The sequence below is a fragment of the Xanthomonas vesicatoria ATCC 35937 genome (assembly GCF_001908725.1).
Classification (GTDB): domain Bacteria; phylum Pseudomonadota; class Gammaproteobacteria; order Xanthomonadales; family Xanthomonadaceae; genus Xanthomonas; species Xanthomonas vesicatoria.
On record NZ_CP018725.1, the window covers coordinates 2,480,269 to 2,505,438 of the forward strand.

The 25,170-nt window shown below is 64.8% G+C and carries 21 protein-coding genes; 9 read left to right on the forward strand and 12 right to left on the reverse strand.

Going from position 1 to position 25,170, the window contains the following annotated elements; genetic code table 11:
* Positions 1-12: 12 nt before the first annotated feature.
* Together hemB and BJD12_RS10920 are read right to left on the reverse strand one after the other, a co-directional pair.
* Positions 13-1,002, reverse strand: a complete 990-nt coding sequence (hemB, locus tag BJD12_RS10915; RefSeq protein ID WP_042827698.1) for a porphobilinogen synthase — start codon at positions 1,000-1,002, stop codon at positions 13-15.
* 87 nt (positions 1,003-1,089) lie between these two features.
* A complete protein-coding gene (locus BJD12_RS10920) occupies positions 1,090-1,332 on the reverse strand; it encodes a hypothetical protein (RefSeq protein ID WP_005989387.1) in 243 nt (80 codons plus the stop codon).
* 346 nt (positions 1,333-1,678) lie between these two features.
* Here BJD12_RS10920 and BJD12_RS10925 point away from each other — a divergent pair, with 346 nt between their 5' ends.
* The gene (locus BJD12_RS10925; protein WP_005989388.1) at positions 1,679-2,125 is read left to right on the forward strand and encodes a hypothetical protein; all 447 of its coding nucleotides are present in this window, start codon (positions 1,679-1,681) and stop codon (positions 2,123-2,125) included.
* A gap of 257 nt (positions 2,126-2,382) precedes the next feature.
* Complete coding sequence (locus BJD12_RS10930; protein WP_074059372.1) at positions 2,383-2,736, forward strand: hypothetical protein; 354 nt, start codon at positions 2,383-2,385, stop codon at positions 2,734-2,736.
* A 203-nt stretch (positions 2,737-2,939) separates the two neighbouring features.
* On the opposite strand, the gene BJD12_RS10935 is transcribed toward BJD12_RS10930, so the two are convergent.
* From BJD12_RS10935 to BJD12_RS10950, 4 genes are all read right to left on the reverse strand, one after another.
* The gene (locus BJD12_RS10935; RefSeq protein WP_005989392.1) at positions 2,940-4,739 is read right to left on the reverse strand and encodes a DUF885 domain-containing protein; all 1,800 of its coding nucleotides are present in this window, start codon (positions 4,737-4,739) and stop codon (positions 2,940-2,942) included.
* Positions 4,740-4,809: 70 nt separating this feature from the next.
* On the reverse strand, positions 4,810-5,277 hold the full coding sequence (locus BJD12_RS10940; RefSeq protein ID WP_229003520.1) for a cytochrome c oxidase assembly factor Coa1 family protein: 468 nt from the start codon (positions 5,275-5,277) through the stop codon (positions 4,810-4,812).
* A 242-nt stretch (positions 5,278-5,519) separates the two neighbouring features.
* A complete protein-coding gene (locus BJD12_RS10945) occupies positions 5,520-7,748 on the reverse strand; it encodes a S9 family peptidase (protein WP_005989395.1) in 2,229 nt (742 codons plus the stop codon).
* 459 nt (positions 7,749-8,207) lie between these two features.
* A complete protein-coding gene (locus BJD12_RS10950) occupies positions 8,208-8,897 on the reverse strand; it encodes a glutathione binding-like protein (protein WP_005989397.1) in 690 nt (229 codons plus the stop codon).
* 377 nt (positions 8,898-9,274) lie between these two features.
* Between BJD12_RS10950 and BJD12_RS10955 the strand changes: the two genes are divergently transcribed.
* The 5 genes from BJD12_RS10955 (at position 9,275) to BJD12_RS10975 (ending at position 16,875) form a co-directional block, all read left to right on the forward strand.
* Positions 9,275-12,289 (forward strand): TonB-dependent receptor, encoded by a 3,015-nt coding sequence (locus BJD12_RS10955; protein ID WP_042827699.1) that lies wholly within the window; start codon positions 9,275-9,277, stop codon positions 12,287-12,289.
* 155 nt (positions 12,290-12,444) lie between these two features.
* Positions 12,445-13,146, forward strand: coding sequence for a SapC family protein (locus tag BJD12_RS10960; RefSeq protein WP_005989401.1), 702 nt, complete (start codon positions 12,445-12,447; stop codon positions 13,144-13,146).
* Positions 13,136-14,149, forward strand: a complete 1,014-nt coding sequence (locus BJD12_RS10965; RefSeq protein ID WP_005989403.1) for a cupin-like domain-containing protein — start codon at positions 13,136-13,138, stop codon at positions 14,147-14,149. Before BJD12_RS10960 ends, BJD12_RS10965 begins: the two co-directional genes overlap by 11 nt.
* A 10-nt stretch (positions 14,150-14,159) precedes the next feature.
* Entirely contained in the window at positions 14,160-15,725 is a 1,566-nt protein-coding gene (locus BJD12_RS10970; RefSeq protein WP_005989404.1) for a tryptophan halogenase family protein, read from the forward strand.
* Positions 15,726-15,864: 139 nt separating this feature from the next.
* Positions 15,865-16,875 (forward strand): energy transducer TonB, encoded by a 1,011-nt coding sequence (locus tag BJD12_RS10975; protein WP_074059374.1) that lies wholly within the window; start codon positions 15,865-15,867, stop codon positions 16,873-16,875.
* A 395-nt stretch (positions 16,876-17,270) separates the two neighbouring features.
* Here BJD12_RS10975 and BJD12_RS10980 read toward each other — a convergent pair whose 3' ends face one another.
* Genes BJD12_RS10980 through BJD12_RS11000 form a run of 5 tightly spaced genes read right to left on the reverse strand, consistent with a single transcriptional unit; the run spans position 17,271 to position 21,640 of the window.
* Complete coding sequence (locus BJD12_RS10980) at positions 17,271-18,464, reverse strand: ABC transporter permease (RefSeq protein WP_005996393.1); 1,194 nt, start codon at positions 18,462-18,464, stop codon at positions 17,271-17,273.
* Positions 18,461-19,207 carry an ABC transporter ATP-binding protein gene (locus BJD12_RS10985; RefSeq protein ID WP_005996392.1) on the reverse strand — a complete coding sequence of 249 codons (747 nt, stop codon included), beginning with the start codon at positions 19,205-19,207 and terminating at the stop codon, positions 18,461-18,463. The genes BJD12_RS10980 and BJD12_RS10985 overlap by 4 nt, the downstream gene beginning before the upstream one ends.
* Before the next feature lie 31 nt (positions 19,208-19,238).
* Entirely contained in the window at positions 19,239-20,798 is a 1,560-nt protein-coding gene (locus BJD12_RS10990) for an alpha/beta fold hydrolase (protein ID WP_005996391.1), read from the reverse strand.
* A gap of 57 nt (positions 20,799-20,855) precedes the next feature.
* Positions 20,856-21,056, reverse strand: coding sequence for a helix-turn-helix transcriptional regulator (locus BJD12_RS10995; RefSeq protein WP_005996390.1), 201 nt, complete (start codon positions 21,054-21,056; stop codon positions 20,856-20,858).
* A complete protein-coding gene (locus BJD12_RS11000) occupies positions 21,053-21,640 on the reverse strand; it encodes a hypothetical protein (RefSeq protein ID WP_005996388.1) in 588 nt (195 codons plus the stop codon). Before BJD12_RS11000 ends, BJD12_RS10995 begins: the two co-directional genes overlap by 4 nt.
* A gap of 313 nt (positions 21,641-21,953) precedes the next feature.
* Between BJD12_RS11000 and BJD12_RS11005 the strand changes: the two genes are divergently transcribed.
* Positions 21,954-23,516, forward strand: coding sequence for a GH39 family glycosyl hydrolase (locus BJD12_RS11005; RefSeq protein ID WP_005996386.1), 1,563 nt, complete (start codon positions 21,954-21,956; stop codon positions 23,514-23,516).
* Between the two features lie 253 nt (positions 23,517-23,769).
* Here BJD12_RS11005 and BJD12_RS11010 read toward each other — a convergent pair whose 3' ends face one another.
* On the reverse strand, positions 23,770-24,042 hold the full coding sequence (locus tag BJD12_RS11010; protein ID WP_058563979.1) for a metal/formaldehyde-sensitive transcriptional repressor: 273 nt from the start codon (positions 24,040-24,042) through the stop codon (positions 23,770-23,772).
* Between the two features lie 65 nt (positions 24,043-24,107).
* On the opposite strand from BJD12_RS11010, the gene dmeF reads away from it, so the two are divergent.
* The gene (gene dmeF, locus BJD12_RS11015; RefSeq protein ID WP_005989856.1) at positions 24,108-25,115 is read left to right on the forward strand and encodes a CDF family Co(II)/Ni(II) efflux transporter DmeF; all 1,008 of its coding nucleotides are present in this window, start codon (positions 24,108-24,110) and stop codon (positions 25,113-25,115) included.
* The last annotated feature ends 55 nt before the right edge of the window (positions 25,116-25,170 follow it).

Here is a 25,170-nt window from a genome sequence, read left to right on the forward strand (position 1 = left end):
TGTATGAGGCGCTCAGCCTTCGCGCAGCCAGCGCGCCACTTGCGGCGCGAAATAGGTCAGCACGCCATCGGCACCGGCGCGCTTGAAGGCCATCAGTGCCTCGAGCACGCACTTGCGCTCATCCAGCCAGCCATTGGCCGCCGCCGCCTTGAGCATCGCGTACTCGCCGCTGACCTGATACGCAAAGGTCGGCACGCGAAACTCTTCCTTCACCCGGCGCACCACATCCAGGTACGGCATGCCTGGCTTGACCATCACCATGTCCGCGCCTTCTTCCAGATCCAGCGCGATCTCGCGCATGGCCTCGTCGCCGTTGGCCGGATCCATCTGGTAGGTGGTCTTGTCGGCCTTGCCCAGATTGCCGGCGCTGCCCACCGCATCGCGGAACGGGCCGTAAAACGCCGAGGCGTACTTGGCCGAATACGCCATGATGCGCACGTTGAGGTGATCCTGCGCATCCAGCGCACGTCGGATCGCGCCGATGCGGCCGTCCATCATGTCCGACGGCGAAATGATGTCCACGCCGGCCTGCGCATGCGACAACGATTGCTTGACCAGCGCCTCGACGGTGATCTCGTTGAGCACATAGCCGGTGTCATCGATGATGCCGTCCTGGCCGTGCGTGGTGTACGGATCCAGCGCCACGTCGGTCATGACCCCTAGCTCCGGGAAGCGCGATTTGAGCGCGCGCACCGCACGTTGCGCCAGGCCGTCCGGATTCCAGGCCTCGGCGGCATCCAGACTCTTGCCGGCCGGGTCGATCACCGGGAACAGATCGATCACCGGGATGCCCAGTTCCAGCGCGTTTTCCGCCTCGCGCAGCAACTCATCCAGCGACAGCCTCTCCACGCCCGGCATCGAGGCGATGGGCGCGCGGCCGGACAACTCATGCACGAACACCGGCCAGATCAGGTCATCGGTGGTCAGCGTGTTTTCGCGCATCAACCGACGCGAAAACGCGTCGTGGCGCATGCGGCGAGGACGATAGTGCGGATGGGCCATGACGCGGCTCCTTTAGACAACGCATCAGTTTACGCCCGCCATCCCACGCAGAACGCGCTGCGACGCAGTGTCGCAGCGCTGCAACGGCTAGATCACCCCGCCGCCCAGGCTCAGGCGGATTACCCCGACCACGATCACCAGACCGTTGAGCAGCAGACCGGTCTTGGCCCGGCCGCGATTGCCCGCCGACGTGAACAACAGCGCGATTGCCGCGATCAGCGCGCCCACCGCCGCAAACGGGATCAGGAACCAGTTGCCCCAGCCCAACAACGGGATGAAGGCCAGGACCATCCACAGCAACGCCACAATGCCCCACAGCAGGCTGATCAATCCCACGTGCCACCTCGTCCGTCGAAGAAAGGCCAAGCTTAACGGGCGGCCTGCCAAGATGCCGTGGGCGGGTGGTCACCCTGACCAATGGCGGCTTGGCAGCAGCCTCACATGGGCGTGGCTAGGGTGCGACAAGGTCCGGAGCGACGCAGTGTGGCCGACAGCCCCATTGCGCAGCCGCCGTTAGGTGGCCCGGCGGGTGCCCGCGCGAACTGGACCGTTCGTCCATTTCGGCGACTCCGCGTGGCCAGCACCCGCCTGACGGCGGCGCTAGCCCGTGTTAGCCACTCTTCAGTCCGGGCGCCGGATCATCGCCGTCATCACCATCATTCAAGGGGGCCATATCATGAACAGGCATTTCGTCGTCGGCGCTGCACTGGCCCTGCTGCTGGCCGGTTGCGCCAGCAGCTCCAAGGTGATGCTCGGCCAGGCACGCGCACCGATCGACCCCGCCCAGGTACAGGTCTACTCGCACGCGCCGGTCGGCTCGGTGGAGATCGCCCAACTCGAATCCACCAGCGCCGCCGGCTTCGGCACCCAGGGCCAGACCGATGCCGCCGTGCAGCGGCTCAAGCGCGAGGCGGCCAAGCTCGGCGCCAACGGCGTGGTCATCGTTGGCGTCGGCTCCGAGCGCTCCGGCGGCGGCCTGTCGGTCGGCGGCGGCAGCTACGGCGGCCGCGTAGGCGGCGGCTTGGGCATCGGCATTCCGACCACGCAGAAACGCGCAGCGGGCATGGCGATCTGGGTGCCGGCGGGGGCGAGCGATGCTTCTCGCTCACCGCTTAACCAGTAAACCGCTCGACTTGGATTTAGACGCTTTCGACCCGCAAGACGCCAGTACCAACAGGGACTAGCCTTTTTTCTGCCTTTAGCCACAAAGCGCTCTAGGCCGGCTTGTAGTGAAACGCCAAATCGGATGCAGTATCCTCCGCCGGCGGACAGGTTGAGCTGGCCAGGCGATGGTTCACCACAGGGTTGCTGCTGACTCGCAAGACATCACTCGCACTTGGCAAAGCGTCACCCTTGATCTCAATCACCTAAGGAATAGCCATGAAAAGCTGGATAGGGATATTGATGTTGGCGGGATGCTTTGTTGGACAGGCGGCGGCACAGACCACGGGTGTAACGTTGGTATGCCGCATGAACGATCCTTTTCTTTTTTGCTCGGACGGCTGTGCGGACCCAGACCACCACTGGGCACCACTGGACCCAATCCAGGCAACCATAAAACCCGTTGCGCCCTATTGTCCGTTTCCGACGACTGCGGATACGAATTACTGCAAGGGCTGGTCGCAACGGGCCTTCACGGCGTATTTCCAGTACGTCAGCGTCTGCCCCAAGGCTAACAAGACGGGCGACTGGACCGGTAAAAAGCCTGCGGACATGGTTCCGTTCAAGCATTGATTTCAGCCCGAGCGGTATGAGCCGAAACCTTGCCTACCTACTCCAGAAACGAACGCTGACGAAGGCGCGTTAACGCATATTTGCGCAAACGCATCTCCATCGACTGCCTGATGTCGCAATGCTGACGCACAACGGCATTCGATACTCCGGCTTGGAGAGTGCAGCAGGGTCCTGAGCCGCTGAACCCGGCAGCCGTTCTGCCGCTATTTGGCGTGCGCCGGAATGAACTGCGTCTCCACCGCCTTGGCCAGCTGATCCGGTGGCAGCAGGCCTTGGTCGAGCAGGAAGTTATTGAAGGCCAGGCGATCGAACTTCTTGCCCAGGGCCAGTTCGGTGCGCATGCGCAATTCGAGGATGCGGGTGTAACCGTAGAAGTAGCTGCCAGCCTGGCCGGGCGCGCGGACGGTGTAGCGGTCCAGTTCCTGGCGGGTCATGGCCGGCGAAAGGCCGACATCGTCTTCGAGCACCTGGCGCGCACGTTCGCGGTCGATCAGGCCCAGGTTGAGCATCGGGTCGAGCATGGCGCGGGCAGCGCGCAGCAGGCGGAACTGCAAGGCGATCAGCTGGCCGTCGAGCGGCTCGTACGGCACCATTTCGGCTTCGGCATACAGCGCCCAGCCTTCGACGTTGACCGAGTTGAAGGCGAACAGGCTGCGCGCCAGCGAGACCCCGCGTTCGACCATGGCGGTGAACTGCAGTTCGTGACCGGGGCGGCCTTCATGCGCGCTGAGCGTCCAGGCGGCCGAGCCGAAATTGAAGTCGTCGTACTGCTCCTTCTTGCCGCCGTCAGCGGTCGGGTTGCCCAGCGGCAGCACGAACTGGCCCTGCTGGCCGGTGTTACCGATCAGCGGTGCGGGCAGGAAGTGCGGCGCCGGTTGTGCGGCGCTTTCGGCGGCACTGCCCAGGCGCATCTGCATCGGACGGTTAGGCACATCGACGATGCGCTGCTGACGGATGATCGGGTCGATCTGGTCGATCACGCCGCGGTAATGGGTTTCCAGCTGGTCGTCGGCGATGGTGTTGCCCTTGAGCGCGCGGATTACCTGCACGTAGTCATCGCCTTGTACGCCCTTGGCCTTGGCCACCAGCGGGGCCAACTGGCGCATCGCCGAGCGGGTTTCCATGAACTCCAGTTGCGCGCGCTGGATCAACTGTTGCGGGGCGATATCGATGCCCACCTGCTTGAGCTGGTACGCGTAAAGCGGCTCGGGCAAGCGGGTGTCCTTGCGTGCCTTCGGCAGTACCTTGGTGCGGGTCCAATTGGCGTAGTCCTTGAGCTGGGTGGACATGGCCTTGAGCGCTTCGTCGGCGCCGGCGATCTTGTACTTGGCGAACAGCTCACCGATGCCAGCGACGTAGGTGTCCACATTGGCCAGCGCCTGCTCCACTTCGCGCTGGGTGGGCTGCAGCAACGCGGCGTTGCCCAGCTTTTCCTCGTAGCGCTGGCGCGCCAGCGTGGTGGTCGGCGTGCTGCCCGGCACCAGGCCAACGTAACGTTTGAGGCGGTCCAGCGCCTTGGCGCGGCGCTCGGGCACAGTCTGGTCGGACAGCAGACCATTGAGGCCGCTGAAGACCGCCTCCGGGGCGTCGCTCCAGGGCAGCAGATAGCGCTCGTTGAGCTCGCTGCCTTCGATATTCTGCTCGGCCGCGCCGATCATGATCTGCAGGTCCTGGCGTACGTTGGCATCACGCTCGGTCGCCAGCTTGGCCTGCAACGCGGCACGCGCCTTGCGCATGGCATCGCGATAGCGCGCGGCGTTGTCCGGGCCCAGGTCCACGACATGATCGTCATAGCCAGGCACGCCGAAGAAGCTGGCGTACTCGGGCTGGAACGGTGCCTGCGCGTTGAGCAGGATCTGCGCATAGCCGTTGCTGGTCTGCACCCAGGCCGGCGTCGGGCGTTGGGCCGGCGCGGCCTTGGTCGTCTGGCTCTGGGCCGGGGCTTGGGACACCGGCAACGCGGTGCCCAGAACGAGCGCGACAGCAACGACAAGTGGTTTCATGGAAGAACATCTGCGAGGAGAAGTAGCGCGACCCTACCCATCTGCAGCGGTGGCGGCAATGCGTCTTAGGTCATGGTGGGCAGGGTGGCGGTTGCGCGGTGGGCAACAGACTGATCGGGGCGGCCTGTGTGCTGGCGAATGTCAGCCTCTGGTACGTCCAGCGGCCGTGCCTGCGTGTGGCGTCCACTTGCACACTGCCCTGCCCACGCGGCCCGTGCAGGCCAACACTGAAATGCGCCTCCCCTAGTGGACCGACGTAACTGACGCTGCCATCGGGCAGAAACGCCTCGTCGATCGGCGTCCCCAGCGCGTGTATGACCCGTGTATCGGCGCGCGCAATGTGCAGCGCACCGCGGTAGACATCGCTGGATTTCACCGCGCCGGTGATCACGTAGACCAGCGCACCGACCACCAACGCCAACACCAGAAACAGCGCCAACCCGATACCGGGCACGATCCATTTCCAGTTGCGGCTCCAGAAATCGGGCGCTCGCACGCCGCGTTGCGGTGACCCTGGAAGCGGGGGCGGAAGTGACATGGCAGATCCTTTGCAGCGCAGTGAGCAACCGATGAGGCGTGTGGCCGGGCGCACACCGCGTGTACCGGCCAAGAGCACGCCGACAACGACCCAGATGCGATAGCCGAAGCACGTTACATGCCAAGCAAGGGCGTCGTCGCTTTTCTCCGAATACGGCACGCGTGGCGCGCATCGTCGATCAGGCTTGGAATCCGATGGCATTGCGTGTGGCTGCGACAACGCGCAGCCACACGATGTCTGTATTACGGCATCAAACAGCGCTGAATGAAGGCTTCTGCGGTCTTGTAACGATGTAATGCCGTGGTGCCGGACAGGCCATGCTTTGCGCCTGGATAGGTCATCAACTCGAATGCGGTGCCGCGTTGCTGCAACTCGCTCATCAGCGCGGTGGAGTTGGTGAACAGCACGTTGTCGTCGGCCATGCCGTGGATCAACAGCAACTTGGCATGCAGGCCGTCCAGATGGGTGGCGACGCGCGTGTTGCGATAGCCATCGGCATTGCCGGCCGGCAGGTCCATGTAACGCTCGGTGTAGTGGGTGTCGTACAGGCCCCAATCGGTGACCGGTGCGCCGGCCACGCCGCAGGCATAGGCATCGCTGTGCTTGGCCAGGAGCATCAGCGTCATGTAGCCGCCGTTGGACCAGCCCTGCACGCCGATGCGCTTGGCATCGACCCAGGGTTGCTGCTTGAGCCAGGCCACGCCCTTCAACTGGTCGTCCACTTCCACCGTGCCCTGCTTGCCGTATAGCGCGCCACCAAAGTCGCGGCCGCGTCGCGGGGTGCCGCGGTTATCCAGCGAAAACACCACATAGCCACGCTGGGCAAGATATTGATCGAACAACGCATCGCCACGGCTGGGCCAGGCATCGAGCACGGTTTGTGCAGCGGGGCCGCCATACACGTAGACGATGACCGGGTAACGCTTGCCCGGGTCGAAGTTGTCCGGCTTGGTCAGCCGATAGTGCAAGGGCGTCTTGCCATCGGCTGCGGTGAGCGTGCCGAAATCGATCGGGCGCTGCGCATCGCGGTATCTGGCATACGGATGTTGCGGATCGGCCAGGTCGTTCTTGAGCAAGGTGGCGATCTTTTCGCCATTTGCGCGAAACAGCTCGATCTGCGGCGGTGTGGTGGTGTTGGACCAAGTGTCGACATACACGCTGGCGTTGTTGGCGAAGCTGGCCGCATGGGTGCCACGGGATGCCGAGCGTTTTTCGATCGCGCCGCCAGCCAGTGGCACCGCGTAGATGTGGGTCTGCGTGGGCGAGTCCTTGCTGCCGGAGAAGTACACCAGGCCAGCCTGCTCGTCGACGGCCAGTAGCGCATCCACCACCCAGGCCCCGGACGTCAGCGGCGTGAGCGTGGCGCCGTCTTCGGAGGCGACGTACAGGTGTTCGTAACCGCTACGTTCGGAGTTCCAGACAAAGCGGCCGTCCTTGAGAAACCGTAGATCGTTGGTCAGCGGCACCCAGGTCGGCGATGTCTCGGTGATCAGCGTGCGTTGCTTGCCGCTGGCCAACGTGGTTTCGATCAGCTCGAGGGTCTTTTGGTCGCGCGATTGCCGCTGGAAGGTCAGCCGCTGCGCATCGCGCCAATCCACGCGCGCCAGGTAGATGTCCGGGTGCTTTCCCAGGTCGATCCACTTCGGCGCGGAACCGGCGCGCGGCGCGATCACGCCCAGTTGCACGGCCACGTTCGGCTGCCCGGCCTGCGGGTAACGCTGGCTGACCACCTCGGTGTGGTCGGCATAGACTTCCGGGCGCTTTTGCACCGGCACCTGCGATTCGTCGATGCGCGCAAACGCGATCGCCGAGTCGTCCGGCGCCCACCAGTACCCGGTGTGGCGGTCCATTTCTTCGTCGGCGACGAACTCGGCCACGCCGTTACCGATGGTGTCGCTGCCATCGCCGGTGAGCTGCAGCTGCTTGCCGCTGGCCAGGTCGATCACCCATAGGTTGCGCGCGCGCACGAAGCTGACAAAGCCGCCCTTGGGCGAGAGCTTGGCATCGGTGGCGAAGCCTTCGCCGTGGGTGAGCTGGCGCACTGCGGCGACACCGGTCTTGTGCAGGTCGTACAGATACAACTCGCCACCCAGCGGGAACAACAGCGCCTGCGCATCCGGCGCCCACTGGTAATCGACGATGCCGGTGAGCGCGGCGATGCGCTGGCGCTCGCGGCGGGCCTTTTCGACATCGCTCAAGGTCTCGGTGCCGGGCAGTACCACCTTGGAATCGACCAGCAGGCGGGTCTGGCCGCTGGCGATGTCGTATTCCCACAGGTCCAGCTGGTTGCGGTCGCTGTCCTTGCCACGCAGGAAGCTCACGCGCGAGCCGTCCGGAGCCACCTTGGGTTTCATCAGCGTCGGGCCGGACAGCGGCAACGGGCCGGTGATGGCCTCCAGGGTGAGTTTTTCGGCGTGGGCCATGGGGACGGTGGTGAGCATGAGGGCAAGGGCGGCGAACAGGGCGCGCATTGAAGATCCTGTCTGGAGACAGCGCACAGGATGCGGGCGCGTGGAGCGTTTGAGAAGCGTGGCGATGATGCGTGTGCGAGATCAGAGTTGTACGCGTGGTTGTGTGCGTGCGATGCAGGGGTGCGCTGAGGGTGTGGTTGCTCTGCTTTGTGCGGCAAAAGTGCGCGCGAGCTGGTTGCAATGGGCGCGCTGCAGCTGCTGCATGCGCATTTCATGCGAAGCATGATTGCAGGGCGCGGTAGGTCTGGCGCTACTTGCGTACCCTCACCCCAACCCCTCTCCCGGTGGGAGAGGGGCTTGAGCCGCCGCGATGATGTCGCGTGCGGTTACTGCGCTGCTACTGCTACCACTGCGAGTGGTGATGCTATTGCCGCTTGCTGCTTGCTGCTTGCTGTGCAGTCGCAGCAGCAGCCGCTTTCGCCGTCTGTACAGTTGCGCAACCGCTCCCACGACGTTGCCTCAGCGCTTGCCGAACAGGTGCTTGCGCTCTTCGTCGCTGAGCGGCTTGCCTGCGTCGGGGTTGACCTTCTCCTTGAGTGCATACGCGCGTTGGGTGGCCGGGCGAGCGGCGATGGCGGCGTGCCAGCGTTGCAGATTGGGAAATGCTGCGAAGTCGGGCTTGAGGTCGCCATAGACTTCCAGCCAGGGATAGCTGGCCATGTCGGCGATGCCGTAATCGTCGCCGGCAAGAAATGCGTGGTCGGCCAGGCGCTTGTCGAGTACGCCATGCAGGCGGCGTACCTCGGCGTTGTAGCGGTCGATTGCGTAGAGAATCTTTTCGGGCGCGTAGACGTTGAAGTGGCCCATCTGGCCGGTCATCGGTCCCAGCCCGCCCATCTGCCAGAACAACCATTCCAGTGCAGCGATGCGGCCGCGGGCATCGCGCGGTAGAAAGCGGCCAGTCTTCTCGGCCAGGTAGAGCAGGATGGCGCCGGACTCGAACACAGCCTGCGGCGCACCGCCATCGGCAGGCGTGTGGTCGACGATGGCCGGCATCTTGTTGTTGGGCGAAATCTGCAGGAACGCTGGCTCGAACTGCTCGCCCTTGCCGATGTTGACCGGCTTGAGGGTGTAGTCCAGACCGGCCTCTTCCAGGAATAAGGTGACTTTGTGGCCGTTCGGGGTGGGCCAGTAGTACAGGTCGATCATTCGGTTCGCTCCGGTGCGTAAGGGGTGATCAGCGCGGCCGACGGCACGCAACCTTCGACACGCTTGCAACGCGCCTCAGGTCGGCACCGACGCGCCCAAGCTGCGCGAAGCCGCTGCCGGGATACGCGCAGTGGCATCGGCGCATTGATGTAGGTGGCACTGTGCCATCGACGCTCGATGGTAAGGCCAAGCGATCGGCCGCAGAGACATCAAACGATGCGCGCATTGGAACGATGTGTGACGCGATTGGCTAGCGGTCGATGCTGCACTGCAAATTGACTTTGTTAAGCCAGCGCTAACAAATGCGCGATTGCTGTATCGACCTTTTGCCTGTCCCACTCGGGGCCGGCTTTTCCTTGCTTGGGGATGGAATCATCGTGAGAGAGCTACGCACCCTGCCGCGCACGCGGCGCTTGACGTCTGCCTTGTTGTTCGCATTGTCGACCCCGCTGGCCGCGCAAACCGCACCGGCGCCGCAGTCGGCCTCGACCGTCCCCGGCTCCAGCCAGGCCGACCCCGCCACGCTCGATACCGTGCAGGTCAGCGGTATCCGCGGCAGCCTTACCTCGTCGATGAACGTCAAGCGCGACGCGCAAGGCATCGTCGACGGCATCGTGGCCGAGGACATCGGCAAGTTCCCCGATACCAACCTGGCCGAGTCGCTGCAACGCATCAGCGGCGTGTCGATCGACCGCTCGCTGGGTGAAGGCTCGCGCGTCACCGTGCGCGGCGTCGGCCCGGACTTCAACCTGGTGCTGTTGAATGGCCGGCAGATGCCGGGCGCCAGTATCGAAGAATCCAATGCGTCCAACTCGCGCGCGTTTGACTTCGCCAACCTGGCGTCCGAGTCGATCTCCGGCATCGAGGTGTTCAAGACCAGCCGCGCCAGCACCCCCACCGGCGGCATCGGCGCCACCATCAACATCAAGACCGCCCGGCCGCTGGACAACCCGGGCATGCATGCCAATGTGGGGCTGAAGGGCGTGCACGATGCGTCCAACGAGAACCTGCCCGGCCGCCTGCAGGGCGATTCGCTGACGCCGGAGATCTCCGGCATCTTCAGCACCACCTCGGACGATGGCCGCTTTGGCGTGTCGCTGAGCGGCAGCTACCAGGAACGCGACTTCGGCTACAGCCAGGTCGGCGTGCCCAACGGCTGGCGCTCGTTCCGCGGCGATTCCACCGCCTACGGCACCATTCCGCAGCCGGGCACGGCGGGCTCGGAAAACATCGTCAACCGCCCTGGCCCGAACGATATCTATTCGGTGCCGCAGAACCTCAACTACCGTGTGGTCGGCGTCGAACGCCAGCGCACCAACGGGCAGCTGGTGCTGCAGTACAAGCCGCTGGACAACATCACCACCACGCTGGATTACACGTACTCGGAAAACAAGATCCAGCAGCAGCGCAACGAAATGTCGGTGTGGTTCAACTACGGCCCCTCCGCCAGCGCCTGGACCAACGGCCCGGTGGCGGGTCCGATCACCTACTCGGAATTCGTCAACCCGGCCACCAGCGATCTGGCCACTGCCGGCTCCAATGCGGCCACGCGCAACCAGAACAAGTCGTTGGGCTTCAACGTGGATTGGGCGGTCAACGATCAGTTCAAGCTCAACTTCGACATCCACCGCTCCACCGCCGAAGCCGGCGCAGACAGCCCGTACGGGTCGAGCAATTCGCTGGGCGTGTCCGGCTTCTACCGCGGTACCTCGGTGGTGGATTTCAGCAAGGATTTCCCGGTATTGCAGCAGCAGTTGGGCTTCGGGCTGAACGGGCTGGACCCGTCGCGCACGCTGGTCACCGGCTCGGCCTTCCGCAACAGCTACATGAAGTCGGAGATCGACCAGGCCCAGGTCAACGGCGACTTCACCTTCGAAAACTATTCGCAGTTGAAGTTCGGCATCGGCAGCACCGAGGTCAAGAACCGCTCCGCGTTCTCCAACGTGCAGCGCGATACCTGGGGCGGCAACGGCACGGCGGCCGATTATCCGGACGATCTGTGGATTCCGAGCTCGTTTGCGCAGTACTTCGATGCGATCGACGGCAGCGGCAATCCGGCGCAGTTCAACCAGTTGTTCCTGTTCGATTTCGAGCGCGCACGTCAGGCCGCGGCGCAAGCCGCAGGCGATGACGCGCTGTATCGCATCTCGCCGGTGTTCACCACCGACCGCCGCGTCACCGAGAAATCCAAGAACGCCTACCTGCAGTGGAACAACAGCTGGGACGATCTGCGCGTGCCGATCAGCCTGGCCGCGGGCGTGCGTTACGAAGAAACCAAGGTGGACGCGCAGGCGCTGGTGCCCGTGGCGGTGGGCATCGACTGGGTCGCCAACAACGAATTGCCGATCCGCCTGGCCGACTCGGCCTTCGCCGGCGGCAGCGGCAAGTACGAATACTGGCTGCCCAGCCTGGACCTGAGCTTCAAGCTCACCGAGGACCTGGTGCTGCGCGGCAGCTACGGCGAAACCATCGGCCGTCCCGGTTGGGGCGATATCCAGGGCGGGCAGACGCTCAACCAGATCGCGCGCCTGGAAGGCGGCACCGGCCAGGAAGGCAACCCCGGCCTGAAGCCGCTGCTCTCGCACAACGTCGATTTTTCGCTGGAGTGGTACTACAGCGATGCCAGCTACGCCTCGGTGGGCTTCTTCCGCAAGAACATCGACAACTACATCGGCGTGACCACGCGCAACGACACCTCGCTGGGATTGAACACCCCGGTCGGCGGTGCGTACTGGAACGAAGCGCTGGGTAACGGCTGCGCCTCGGCCGACCTGACCTGCATCCGCAACTACATCTTCCGCAACCGCGGCAGTGCGCCCGGCGTGGTGCGCGGGGCCGACGACGCCAACGGCAACGCCACCGGCGTGATCAGCGGACAGCCAGGCGACCCGGTGGCCAACTTCGCCATCACCGCGCCGGCCAACCAGCGCTCGGCTTCGCTGGACGGTTGGGAATTCAATCTGCAGCACATGTTCGGCGCCAGCGGCTTCGGCGTGTCGGCCAACTACACCAAGGTCGACTCCGGGCTGACCTACAACAATGCGGTGATCGGCGAGCAGTTCGCGCTGGAAGGTCTGAGCGACTCGGCTAACTTTGTCGGCTTCTACGACAAGGACAAGTGGCAGGTGCGTGCGGCCTACAACTGGCGCGACGAGTTCCTGGCTGCGCGCTTCGACGGCAGTGGCCAGCCCAACCCGGTCTACACCGAAGCCTATGGTCAGCTGGATCTGAGCGTTGGCTACCAGTGGAACGAGAACCTGTCGCTGAGTCTGGAGGCGATCAACCTCACCGACGAAGTGCAGCGTCAGCACGGCCGTCATCCCAACCAGATCGTCTATGCCACCCAGACCGGCCCGCGCTACATGCTGGGTCTGCGCTACAAGTTCTGGTGATGTAACCGCAGCACCGAGCGTCCCGGCAGCGCGCCTGCCGGGACGCTGCTCCAACCCTCACGCGCAGTGCCGGATGCGGTGTATCCGGCACTTGCCGCGCGACGGGGAAATGTCCAAGCATGGGCCACGCGCCCCCGCGTGATATAGCGACCCCCATGACCAATGCCGTGTTGTTGAACAATCTCGATCACCGCGATCTGCGTGTGATCACCGCCCATGGCGCCGCCTATGGCGATGACGTGATGTCGGCGGCGACGTTTCCGCAGGAATTCCGCCAGCTGCAGGGCCAGTACCCGATCGTGTTCCACCGCAACGACAGCGGGCGGTTTCAGCCGCTGGCCCTGCTGGGATTGCGCCTGGGCGAAAACCTGTTTCTGGATGGTGCGCGCTGGGATGCGCCGTATGTGCCACTGGCGATCCAGCGCCAACCGTTCCTGATCGGCCAGCAACCGGAAGGGCCGATGGTGCACGTGGATCTGGACAGTCCACGCGTCAGCACCCAGGACGGCGAGCTGCTGTTCCGCGAACACGGCGGCACTACCGATTTTCTGTATCACATCAGCCAATTGCTGCGCACGCTGCACGATGGGCTGGCGGCGAGCGACGCCTTTGTCGAGCGCCTGCTGCGCTACGAGTTGCTGGAACCGTTCGTGTTCGAAGCCACCCTGGATAACGGTCTGGACTGCCGGCTGGCCGGCCTGCACACCGTGCACGAGGAACGCCTGCGCACACTCGGCAAGACCGCGCTGCTGGACCTGCACCGGCATGGCGATCTGGAGCCGCTGTACATGGCAGTGGCCTCGGTCGCGCAATTCCGCCACCTGCTCGAACGTCTGAATCGCCGCCATGCCGGCTGAGCCACGCGCCATCGACGAGCGCCACGGCCTGGAACCGCAGCAGCTGGATCCGACGCTGCTGCGTTCGACCACGCCGCTGGTATTGCGCGGGCTGGTGCGCGACTGGCCGCTGGCGCGCGCCGGTGCGCAGTCCGCGCAGGCCGCCGCCGCGTACTTGCGTGGATTCGACCGTGGCGAGGCGGTGGTGGCGCAGGTCGGGCCGCCGGAGATCGACGGGCGGTTCTTCTACAACGCGGACATGAGCGGCTTCAACTTCCGCCCCGAGCGCGTGCCGCTGGCGGTGGTGCTGGACACCTTGTTGCGCGACCTGCACAACGCCCATCCACCGGCGATCTATGTCGGCTCCACCACGCTGGATACCTACCTGCCCGGCCTGCGCGCGGCCAACCCGATCGCGCTGCCGCAGGCCGAGCCACTGGCCAGCATCTGGATCGGCAACCGCACCCGCATCGCCGCGCATCAGGACCTGCCGGACAACCTGGCCTGCGTGGTCGCCGGCCGGCGCCGTTTTACGCTGTTTCCGCCCGAGCAATTGAGCAATCTGTACATCGGCCCGCTGGACCTGACCCCGGCCGGGCAACCGGTCAGCCTGGTGGATATCGCCGCGCCGGATCTGCAACGCTTTCCGCGCTATGCACAAGCGCTGGAGCATGCATTGGTGGCCGAGCTGGAACCGGGCGATGCACTGTTCATTCCCAGCATGTGGTGGCACCACGTCCAGGCGCTGGAAAGCTTCAACGTGCTGGTGAATTTCTGGTGGCGGCAAAGCCCTGCCTACATGGATTCGCCGATGAACGCGCTGATGCTGGCGCTGCTCACCGTGCGCGACCTGCCGCCCGAGCAGCGCGCCACCTGGCAGGAGGTGTTCCGGCATTACGTGTTCGAAGCCGATGCGGGCACTGCAGCACATGTCCCCGACGCAGCGCGCGGTGTGCTGGCCCCGATGGACGATAACCGCGCCCGCAGCCTGCGTGCACGCTTGCTGCAACGCTTGAACCGCTGAGGACATCGCAATGCCCGACACCACGCCTTCCAATCCGCAACAACGCCCGGTGCGGCGCGTGGTCATCGCCGGTGGCGGCACCGCCGGCTGGATGGCGGCGGCGGCCTTGTCCAAACTGTTGGGCCGGCAATTGCAGATCACCCTGGTGGAGTCGGACGAGATCGGGACGGTGGGTGTGGGTGAAGCCACCATCCCAAGCCTGGTCACCTTCCACCGGCTGCTGGAAATCGACGAGGCAGCCTTCATGGCGGCCACCCAGGCCACCTTCAAGCTCGGCATCGGCTTCGAGCACTGGCGCGATGTGGACAAGCACTACATCCACTCCTTCGGCCACACCGGCACCGATCACTGGAGCGCAGGGTTTCATCATTTCTGGTTGAAGGGCCGCCAGCGCGGTGTGGCGCGCGACTTCGGCGATTACTGCCTGGAATTACGCGCCGCCCAGGAGGGCCGCTTCGCGCACCTGCCCAACGGCGGCATGAATTACGCCTACCACCTGGATGCGGGTCTGTATGCGCGCTTCCTGCGCCGCTTCAGCGAAGGCTTTGGCGTGCAGCGTCTCGAAGGACGCATTGGCGAGGTGCAGACCGACCCGGACAGCGGCTATCTCACCGCGCTGACGCTGCAGGACGGTACCCGCGTGGAAGGCGATCTGTTCATCGATTGCACCGGTTTTGCAGGGTTGCTGATCGGCAAGACGCTGGGCGTGGGCAGCGAGGATTGGTCGCACTGGTTGTTTGCCGACAGCGCACTCGCCGTTCAAACCGAATCGGTGGGCCCGCCGGTGACCTACACCCGCGCGCGCGCCGACCAGTCTGGCTGGATGTGGCGCATTCCGCTGCAGCACCGCGTGGGCAACGGCATCGTATATTCCAGCCGCTACACCGATCAGGACAGTGCCAGGGCGGTGCTGGAGCGCAACCTGCAGGGGCGCGCGCTGACCGAACCGCGTGCGCTGCGCTTCACGCCCAATCAGCGCCACCGCGTGTGGGAAAAGAACTGCGTGGCGTTGGGGCTGGCCAGCGGGTTCCTGGAGCCGATCGAGTCCACCAATATCCATTTGATCCAGCGCGGCATCGTGCGCTTGCTGCAGACCTTCCCGCAGGTGATCAACGCGGTCGACATCGCCGAATACAACCGCCAGGCCGCCGACGAGATCGCGCATATTCGCGATTTCGTGATCCTGCATTACCACGCCACCGACCGCCGCGACACGCCGTTCTGGCGCGATTGCGCGGCGATGGACATCCCCGATTCGCTGCGCCACCGCATGGAGTTGTTCCGCCAGAGCGGGCGCGTGTTCCACCAGGGCAACGAGTTGTTTGCGGAGAACTCCTGGGTGCAGGTGATGCTGGGCCAGGGCATCACCCCACAGCAGCATCATCCGGTCGCCGACCTGATGGGCGATGCGGAGCTGGCCCATTTTCTGGACAGCATCCGCCAGCGCGTGGAGGCAACCGTGGCCACGTTGCCGCCGCATGCAAACTTCCTGCGTCACCACTGCCCCGCCCCGCCGCCGCCCGCCCCGGCCTCGCGCGTGCCGTTTGATGCGGCGCTGGCGACCCCGGCGGGATGAATTTCGCATCCGGCTGCCGCAACCCTTGGCTTACACCGCCCCAGCAATGCTAGATTGCGGCATTGCCGTCCATTGCGGGAACAATGGCCGGCGCTCGCCGCAGCAACGTTATCTTTCGCACTCGGGGTAAGGGGGACGCATGTTGGATCTGACACAGGGCCGTATGGCACGCCGGATCGCGCCGGTCATTTTGCTGGTTGGCCTGGCCGCCTGCTCCAAGCAGGAAGACAAGGCCGCCACCACCGCGCCTGCCACCGGCGCCACGCCGGCAGCGCCGGCATCTGCACCGACGCCCGCCACCGCGGTGTCGCCGCAGGTGCAGTCGATGGCCGCCGACCAATTGCGCGCATCGGCCACCAAGGCATTGCAGGACAATCGCATGTACGCCCCGGCCGGCGACAACGCGGTGGAGTACTACCTGGCCCTGCGCGAAAAGCAGCCGCAGGACGCCACCGTCAACAGCGCGCTGACCGATCTGCTGCCGTACACGCTGATCGCCGCCGAACAAGGCATCAGCCGCGAAGAATTCCCCGAGGCGCAGCGCCTGATCGCACTGATCGAAAAGGTCGACCCCAAGGCACCGGCGCTGCCGCGCCTGAAGTCGGGCCTGGAAACCGGCATGAAGACCGCCGCCAGCCGCTCCGAGCAGGATGCCGAGCAGGCCAAGAAATTGGTCGAGGACAAGGCCAAGCAGGCCGCCGAGCAGAAGCGCCTGGCCGAACAGCAGACCCGCGAAGCCGCCGCTGCCCAGCAGATTGCCGCCCAGCAGGAAGCCGCCCGCCAGCAGACCGCCGAGGCCGAGCGCCAGGCCGCTGCCCGCCGTCAGGCAGAGGCCCCTGCGCCCACCCCGGCCGCGCCACGCCCGACCCCGGCCGCCGCCGCGGCCCCTGCTGCGCAATCGCTGCGCCCGATCAGCACCCCGGCACCGCGCTACCCACCCGAAGCGCTGCGCGCCGGCACCTCCGGCGAAGTGCTGGTAGAGCTCACGGTCGGCACCGACGGCTCGATCACCGCGTCCCGCGTGCTGCGCGCCAACCCGCCGCGCGTGTTCGACCGCGAAGCGCTCAATGCGGTCAAGCGCTGGCGCTTCGAGCCGGTGGCCGCACCGGTCACCACCCGCCGCACGCTGTCGTTCAATCCGGGCGGTTGATGCCTGGATTAGTGATGACATAGGAAACGCAAAAGCCCGCAGCGATGCGGGCTTTTGCGTTGTGGCGGCTGGTGCACCGACATGCTTAGATGGTTGTGCACCTAAGAGCAGTGGCTGCATGTGCTGCTGAACCTGCACGCGAGCCCGTACCCTCATCCGGCGCTGCGCGCCACCTTCTCCCGATGGGGGAAGGATAAAGCCCCTCTCCCTCTCCCGATGAGAGAAGGATAACGCCCCTCTTCCTGCGGGGCGAGAAGGCACAGCTTGCGCGCCGCTGGCGCGCTTGCCTTGAAGCGCCCGCGCCGCAAGCGTGGGCAAGGGCGCTGAGCGGGGGGTTGGGATGCGGGTACGGTGTCGCAAAGCGTTGCAGCAAACAGCCAGTTGCTCAAAAAAACTCACCCGGAAATCGCCAAACGCTCCTGGTGATACCGCCGCACGGCCGCATACCACAACAGGCCTGCCACGCCGAAGCCGGCCAGCAGATACACCGCCCAGGTCTGCGCGTTGATGGGTTCGTGGCGGATCACCTTGAGCAGCATCTGGTTCTGCGCCAGGAACGGCACCGCGAAGTGCCATAGCTGGGTCTTGAGCGGATACGCCATCAACGCGTAGCCGGGCAGCATCGGCAGCAGCAGTAACCAGGTCATGTGTGCCTGCGCTTCCTTCATGCTTTTGGCAGCCGCAGCCAGGTAGGTCAGCAACGAGGTACCGACAAACAGCATCGGCACCAGGATGAAGAGCATCTGCAACATCGGCACGAAGCCCACATTGAGCTGGCGCCCCAGGTTGGACGAGGACAACTGCGCACTCAATTTGAAGGCCAGCAAGGTGAGCACTAACGACACCATGCCGATCACGCAGGCGGCGGCGATCTTGCCGCTGACAATCGCACTGCGCGGTGCCGGCGTTGCCAGCAACGGTTCAAGCGATTGGCGCTCACGTTCGCCGGCGGTGGCATCCAGGATCAACGACGCGCCGCCCAGGAACGAGGTGATCACCAGCAGCACCGGCAACAGCACCGCCATCATCTGGCCGCGCTTGGCCTCGGCGGTGGCCAGGTCCTGCGCAGCGATTTCCAAGGGCCGGCCCACCTGCGCATCGATGCCGCGCGCCAACAAGCGCAATGCACCGACCTGCTGGCTGTAGCCACTCAATGCGGCCTGCAGGCGCAGGCTGGGCACGTCGGCCTCGCGGCGGGTGCTGTCCTTGATGATTTCCACCAGCGCCGGACGGCCTTCGCGCCAATCCTGCGCATAGCTGTCGCTAATGCGCAGCGCCACGTCCACATCCTGGTTGCGGATTGCGGCGGTCAGATCGGCCGGCGCATCCACGGCGTTGAGCCCCTGTGCGGCCAGAAACCGCACCAGATTGGGAGCGTGCTCGCGACCGAGCGTGGGAATGTCCAGCGGCTTGTCGATCTGGGTACGCACGCGGCTTTCGCTCAACGCGCCCATGCCCAGGATCAGGATCGGATACAGCAACGGCGAGAGCAGCAACGCCAATGCCAGGGTGCGGCGATCACGGCCGATGTCGCGCAGTTCCTTGCGCAGCACCGTCCACAACGTGGCCATCAGGGAACGCGTGCTCATGCGTGCAGTCCTTCTTCCGAGCCGATCGCCTTGACGAAGGCGTCTTCCAGGTTGTCTTCGCCAGTGGCCGCGCGCAGTTCGTCGGCACTGCCGGACGCCACCACCGTGCCCTTGGCGACGATGACGATGCGGTCGCACAGCGCAGCGACCTCCTGCATGATGTGGCTGGAAAAAATCACGCAGCGCCCTTCCGCGCGCAGCTGCTGCAGGAAGCCCCGCATCGCGCGCGTGGTCATCACGTCCAGGCCATTGGTGGGCTCGTCCAGGATCACGTTGCGCGGGTCGTGCACCAACGCGCGCGCAATGGCGGTCTTGGTGCGCTGCCCCTGACTGAACCCTTCGGTCTGGCGGTCGAGAATGTCGTCCATGTCCAATGCGCTGGCCAACACACGCGTGCGCTCGGCGATCTGGCGACGCGACATGCCATGCAACTCGCCGAAGTAGGCGATGTTCTCGCGTGCGGTCAGGCGCTTGTAGACGCCACGCGCATCCGGCAGGACGCCCAGTGCGCGGCGCACCGTGACCGGGTCGCGGGCAGCATCCACGCCATCGACCGTGACACGCCCCTGGTCAGGCGACATCAGCGTGTAGAGCATGCGCAAGGTGGTGGTCTTGCCGGCACCGTTGGGCCCGAGCAGGCCGGTGATCTGGCCGTCGGCGGCACTGAAACTGACCCCATCGACCGCCTTCACCAGCCCGGTCTTGGTCTTGAACGACTTGTGCAGGTTCTCGACGACGATCATGCGTGCGCCTCCGTGGCGTGGTCGATGCGGCTCATGGTTCCCATCCGTTGAACGAGGTGAACGCGGGAACGGCGGAAAGGTCGGCCACGCAGCGCGTGTCCAACGCGCGCGCATCGGTGCTTTCCAGGAATTGGGCCATCAGCTTGGGCATGCAGCCCAGTGCCATGACGCTGTGGCCCTGGCGGGGCGCCACCAGATGCCGCCCGTTCGGCAAGCCCTTGAGCACCACCTCGGCATAGCGTGGCGGCGTCACCGGATCCAGTTGACCGGACAGCAACAGCGCCGGCACCTGCGAGCGCAGCGGCGCGGTGAAGTCGGCGGCGCGCTTGCCGGTGGGCCATACCGGGCAGGCGGCAAACACGCTGCGCGGCACTTCATCGCCCAGCAACAGCGCCTGCTGCGCCGCGCTTGGACGGTAGCGATCCGCGTCCTCGGCGCACACCACCGACCATTGCATCGGCTGGTTGATCTGCATGTCCATGTGCGACAGCGCCATCAACGGCGCGTAGCGCCCGGCAGCCGCTTCATCCAGCACCAGCGGCAGCAACGCCGCGCTTTGTGGCGCATAGGAGAACATGAACGCCAGGCCGATCACCGCGTCGGCCGTCACCCGATCGCGCTTGACCGCATTGGTCCGCAGATCGCGGTAGTCCACCTCCGGCGACTCCTTGCGCAGCCGCTCCATGATGCTCCGCAGCTGCGCGCGCACCTCGGTGGGAAAGCGCGCGTGGCATGCCGGATTGGAGCGGCACTGCGCAGCCTGCAGCGTGAGCGCATCTTCGAAGGTCCGTGCGAACTCGCCGCTGATGACCAGGTCGCTGGGGGCAACGCCATCGAGCACGATCGCCCGTGTGTGCGAGGGATAGCGCCTGGCGTAGTGCTGCGCAACGCGCGTCCCGTAAGAAACGCCGACCAGATCGATCTGTGGCACACCCAGGGCTGCCCTGACCGCATCCAGATCGCCAATCGCTTCGGCAGTGGTGTAGTAGCGTGGATCTGCATACGCGCTCAGCGCCAGCGCGCACTGGCGCACGTAGGCCAGCATCGCTTCCGGATTGGAGGAGATCTCCGCCTGCAGCGGCGTGCCATCGGTATGGTCGCAGCGCAACGGATGCGAGCCGCCGGTACCGCGTTGATCGACCAGAATGATGTCGCGCGTCTTGCGCACTTCACGCAATGCAGCCGCAGCGATGGCCGATACCTCGGTTGCCGATTGCCCTGGCCCGCCGGCGATGAAGAACACCGGGTCCTGCGTCGTGCCGCCACCGGCATCGCTTTCCAGCCAGGCGATCTTCAGCGCAATCTGCCGCCCCTTCGGTGCAGCCGGATTTTCCGCGACCTGCAGTTGTGCGCATTGCGCCTCGATGTTTCCTGCGGCGCTGCCGGAGCTGAGCGTGCACGGCATAAATTGCAGGCCACCGTAATGGTGGCCGGCTGCGCTGCCGGGCGACGGCGTTGCCGCTGGCGGTGTTGCGGCAGCAACCGACGCGGCTGCATCGGCTTTCTCCGCGGCAGGCGCCTGCGTGCGCTCGCATCCGGCGGCCAGCAGCGCGCCTAGCAAGGCCGCTACCATCGTTACGTGCTTGAGCATTGATTTTCTCCTGATTCCATTCCCTGACAGGCTGCCGGTCGGTGACGATCGCCGCACCTATTCATTGCCTTCATACAAAAACACCTGCTCGATCGGCTCGCCAAACAAACGTGCGATACGGAACGCCAATGGCAGGCTGGGATCGTATTTGCCGGTTTCCAGTGCATTGATGGTCTGCCGCGAGACGCCCAGCTGTTCGGCCAGTTCGCCTTGCGACCAGCCATTGGACTCGCGCAATTCACGCACGCGGCTATTCATGCAAATCGACGCGCATGGATGCCTTTGGTGATGCCGTAGATGGCGCACAACAACGGAAACACACATAGCATTGCCGCACTTGCCGGGAGATCGATCAGCCGGGCGGCCTGCAAGAATCCTGCGGCCATATACCCGCCGCTGACCAGGCCTGCAGCAATAGCGATGGCTTCCAGCTCGATACGACGTTGCATCTCGTCCGAATCGCGCACATAACGCGCCACCGCGCGGATGACCAACACGACCAGCAATGCGGGTAACAGGGCAATCAGCACCCGCGTCCAGTCCGCAGCCACGTGCGCAAGCAGGTAGCGCCAAACCAGCATCACCCCCACATACAACGCCATCGGCACACCGAATTCGCGGTGATAGCGCCGCGCCAGTGCCGGGCGGGCGCTGTCGCGCATGACGCTGCGCGAGATCCACATCAGCAGCGACAGCGCCAAATAGATCAGGCCGATGCCGATGCTGAGCCCGGCCATGTAATCGGTCAGTGGCAACCAATGCACCAGCCCGAGCAGCCCACTGCCGATCAACACCACGCCAAGGCCGGCCAGGAGCAGCGCATTGCGTTTGCAGCGGGTCATGCGCAGGCCCGAGGCGCAACAAGCGCCCGCGACAGCCGAGCGGTTCGTGCGTGCATGGCAGCCGTTCGCACGCAATGCGGCAACGAGCCTGTCGTCCGGTAATCCAGGTGTCGCCGGTGCTCCATCCCATCCGCCTGTCAAGTACGCTTGACAGGCACGATGCGCCGGTCGCAATCGCATGTCAAGCACCCTTTACACATCGAAGCAACCCCATCCTTGTGCGCGGAGACTGCCTCGTCTGCTGCGGTGTGCAGCTGCGGTGCTACACCACGCGTGCGTTACGCTGCACGCTCCAACTTCAACGGGAGCGACAATGCGTTTGGATGTTTTGTTGGCGGCCGCCCTGTGCTGCGTAGCGACCTCTGCACTGGCGCAGCACGCAGCGCCGCGTACGATCCAGCTGGATCTGACGACAGCCGGCGCGCCCGTCGATCGTTTCTACAATCTGTCGGTCGGCTCGGATTTCCCCGGTACGCTGATTCGCCCCGATACCCAGGCGCACCTGGTGCCTGCCGTGCAGGAGTTGGGCTTTCGCTACATCCGCTTCCATGACGTCTTCCACGATGCGCTTGGCACCGTGAAGGAAGTGGACGGCAAACTGGTGTACGACTGGACCAAGCTGGACCAGTTGTACGACGCGCTGCTGGCCAAGCGCATCCGGCCGTTTGTCGAGCTGGGCTTCACCCCAAGCGCGATGAAAACCTCCGAGCAGACGTTGTTCTACTGGAAGGGCAACACCTCACATCCGGATCCGGCCAAGTGGGCCCAGTTGATCGACGCGTATGTGCGGCACATCCGCGACCGTTACGGTGCCGATGAAGTGCGGCAGTGGTATTTCGAGGTATGGAACGAGCCCAATTTGAAGGACTTCTGGGAGAACGCCGACCAGCAGGCCTATTTCGATCTGTATGCCAACACCGCGCGCACCATCAAGGCCATCGACCCGCAGCTGCGTGTCGGTGGCCCATCCACCGCCGGGGCGGACTGGGTGCCGGAGTTGCTGGCCTTCGTCGCGAAGAACAAACTGCCGATCGATTTCGTCACCACCCATACCTATGGCGTGGACGGCGGTTTTCTCGATGAGGACGGCAAGCAGGACGTCAAACTGTCTGCATCGCCGGATGCCATCGTGGGCGATGTGCGTCGCGTGCATGCGCAGATCCAGGCATCGCCATTTCCGCAGTTGCCCCTGTACTTCACCGAGTGGAGCGCCAGTTACACACCACGCGATTACGTCCACGACAGCTACATCAGCGCGCCGTACATCCTGACCAAACTCAAGCAGGTGCAGGGCCTGGTGCAGGGCATGAGTTACTGGACCTATACCGATCTGTTCGAAGAACCCGGCCCGCCGCCGACGCCGTTCCATGGCGGTTTCGGGCTGATGAATCGCGAAGGCATTCGCAAGCCGGCGTGGTTTGCCTACAAGTATTTGAATGCGCTGCAGGGCCGCGAGATTCCGCTAGCCGATGCGCATGCGCTGGCCGCGGTGGACGGCAAGCGCATCGCCGCGCTGGTGTGGGATTGGCAACAGCCGGTGCAGGCGGTGAGCAACACGCCGTTCTATACCAAGCTGGTCGCCGCTACCGATAGCGCACCGCTGCATCTGCGCATGACCCGGGTACCTGCCGGCAACTACACCTTGCAGGTGCGTAAGACCGGCTACCGCCGCAACGACCCGCTGTCGCTGTACATCGACATGGGCCTGCCCAAGACGTTGGATAGCAAGCAGTTGAGCCAACTGCAGCAGGCCACGCGCGACACGCCCGAGCAGGACAAACGCATTCGTGTCGGTGCCGATGGCCTGGTGGAGGTCAGCGTGCCGATGCGCAGCAACGATGTGGTGCTGGTGACACTGGTGCCGGCGGCACGCTGAGCGCCTGGCACAGATCGCGCGTTGCAGTCGGTGCGCGCTTTTGGGGTCATCGGCGCGCCAGGCTCATGCAGGCCATTCCAGCGCGCGATACGCCTGGCCCCCTCGCGTGCACGCTTCACGGGTGTTGGGTGCGTGCGATGCGGCTCCTCACGTGCATGGCCGCATCCCGTTGCATAGGTGACACGCCCTGCGAATGCCGCACGGGCGCAGACCATGCGCCCCCGCGTAAGCGCGATCATTGCGGGGGTCGCGCTTACTTCAGATAGGTCTTGAGGATGGCGGTGATGTCATCCACCGCCAGCTCTCGGTCGCCCAGCGTCTCCGGCGCGGCAACGTGATGCTTCAGATGCTCGCTGAGCAATTCGACCATCAGGCCCTGCGCCGCCCCACGGAAGGCGGCCACCTGAGTCAGCAACGCCGTGCACTCCACGTCCTGGGCTAGGGCTTTTTCCAACCCTTCGACCTGCCCGCGAATCCTACGTACGCGTGCGAGCAGCTTGGATTTTTCCTGATTGAGATGCGCCATTGATATATACCCCCCGGGGGTATTTAGGATACCCTGTGGGGGTACCTTAGCCAGAGCCGCCGCCAATGTCGATCACGCACCCCGCGCCCAACTGCGCGCAGTCGCACACGTTTGCCAGCGCCAACCCGCTCGCCGAGCGCAGCACCCGCAAGGCGGTGATCCTGACCGTGATCATGATGGTGGTGGAGATCGTGGGCGGCTGGACGCTCAACTCCATGGCCCTGCTCGCCGACGGCTGGCATATGAGCTCGCACGCGCTGGCACTGGGGCTGGCGTTGTTCGCCTACCGCTTTGCGCGGCAGCATGCCGGCGACGTGCGTTTCAGTTTTGGCACATGGAAGGTCGAGGTGCTGGGCGGTTACACCAGCGCGATCCTGTTGCTGGGCGTGGCCGGGCTGATGGCGTTCCAGTCGGTGGAACGGCTGTTTACACCCAAGCCCATCCAGTACCAGGAGGCCACCGTCATTGCGGTGATCGGCCTGCTGGTGAACCTGATCTGCGCATGGTGGCTGCGCGATTCCCACGGGCATGCGCATGGCCACGCGCATGGTCATCAGCACGGCCACGCTCACGCCCATGACAATCATGGCCACGCGCACGCGGGTCTTGGTCATGGTCACGATGCGCACAGCGATCTCAATCTGCGTGCCGCATATCTGCATGTGGTGGCCGATGCCGCGACCTCGGTGCTGGCCATCGTGGCACTGGTGGCCGGCATGCACTGGGGCGTGACCTGGCTGGATCCGATCATGGGCATCGTCGGCGCGGCGCTGGTGACCGTCTGGGCCTGGGGGCTGCTGCGCAGCACCGGTCGCGTCCTGCTGGATGCGGAGATGGACGCACCGTTGGTGGCAGAAGTGAAGCAGGTCATCGCCGAGCTGCCGCATGCGATCGACATCGCCGACCTGCATGTCTGGCGCGTCGGCAGCGAGCGTTATGCCTGCATCGTCAGCCTGGTCACTGCGGCCGACATTGATGCGGATACGGTGCGCAATGCCTTGCAGATCCACCAAGAGCTGGTGCACATCACCGTCGAGCTGCAGCGCCCGGCACTACATGCAGCGTGGGTGTAGCGTTGCGTAGGCGCAACCGCGTGCTTGTTGCATACGACACAGCGTGCATGCAGTT

Bases quoted from the DNA above. Each gene is read 5' to 3' on its own strand.
- hemB (WP_042827698.1), bottom strand. From the start codon at position 1,002: ATGGCCCATCCGCACTATCGTCCTCGCCGCATGCGCCACGACGCGTTT.
- BJD12_RS10925 (WP_005989388.1), top strand. From the start codon at position 1,679: ATGAACAGGCATTTCGTCGTCGGCGCTGCACTGGCCCTGCTGCTGGCC.
- BJD12_RS10930 (WP_074059372.1), top strand. From the start codon at position 2,383: ATGAAAAGCTGGATAGGGATATTGATGTTGGCGGGATGCTTTGTTGGA.
- BJD12_RS10935 (WP_005989392.1), bottom strand. From the start codon at position 4,739: ATGAAACCACTTGTCGTTGCTGTCGCGCTCGTTCTGGGCACCGCGTTG.
- BJD12_RS10940 (WP_229003520.1), bottom strand. From the start codon at position 5,277: ATGTCACTTCCGCCCCCGCTTCCAGGGTCACCGCAACGCGGCGTGCGA.
- BJD12_RS10945 (WP_005989395.1), bottom strand. From the start codon at position 7,748: ATGCGCGCCCTGTTCGCCGCCCTTGCCCTCATGCTCACCACCGTCCCC.
- BJD12_RS10950 (WP_005989397.1), bottom strand. From the start codon at position 8,897: ATGATCGACCTGTACTACTGGCCCACCCCGAACGGCCACAAAGTCACC.
- BJD12_RS10960 (WP_005989401.1), top strand. From the start codon at position 12,445: ATGACCAATGCCGTGTTGTTGAACAATCTCGATCACCGCGATCTGCGT.
- BJD12_RS10965 (WP_005989403.1), top strand. From the start codon at position 13,136: ATGCCGGCTGAGCCACGCGCCATCGACGAGCGCCACGGCCTGGAACCG.
- BJD12_RS10970 (WP_005989404.1), top strand. From the start codon at position 14,160: ATGCCCGACACCACGCCTTCCAATCCGCAACAACGCCCGGTGCGGCGC.
- BJD12_RS10975 (WP_074059374.1), top strand. From the start codon at position 15,865: ATGTTGGATCTGACACAGGGCCGTATGGCACGCCGGATCGCGCCGGTC.
- BJD12_RS10980 (WP_005996393.1), bottom strand. From the start codon at position 18,464: ATGAGCACGCGTTCCCTGATGGCCACGTTGTGGACGGTGCTGCGCAAG.
- BJD12_RS10985 (WP_005996392.1), bottom strand. From the start codon at position 19,207: ATGATCGTCGTCGAGAACCTGCACAAGTCGTTCAAGACCAAGACCGGG.
- BJD12_RS10990 (WP_005996391.1), bottom strand. From the start codon at position 20,798: ATGCTCAAGCACGTAACGATGGTAGCGGCCTTGCTAGGCGCGCTGCTG.
- BJD12_RS10995 (WP_005996390.1), bottom strand. From the start codon at position 21,056: ATGAATAGCCGCGTGCGTGAATTGCGCGAGTCCAATGGCTGGTCGCAA.
- BJD12_RS11000 (WP_005996388.1), bottom strand. From the start codon at position 21,640: ATGACCCGCTGCAAACGCAATGCGCTGCTCCTGGCCGGCCTTGGCGTG.
- BJD12_RS11005 (WP_005996386.1), top strand. From the start codon at position 21,954: ATGCGTTTGGATGTTTTGTTGGCGGCCGCCCTGTGCTGCGTAGCGACC.
- BJD12_RS11010 (WP_058563979.1), bottom strand. From the start codon at position 24,042: ATGGCGCATCTCAATCAGGAAAAATCCAAGCTGCTCGCACGCGTACGT.
- dmeF (WP_005989856.1), top strand. From the start codon at position 24,108: ATGTCGATCACGCACCCCGCGCCCAACTGCGCGCAGTCGCACACGTTT.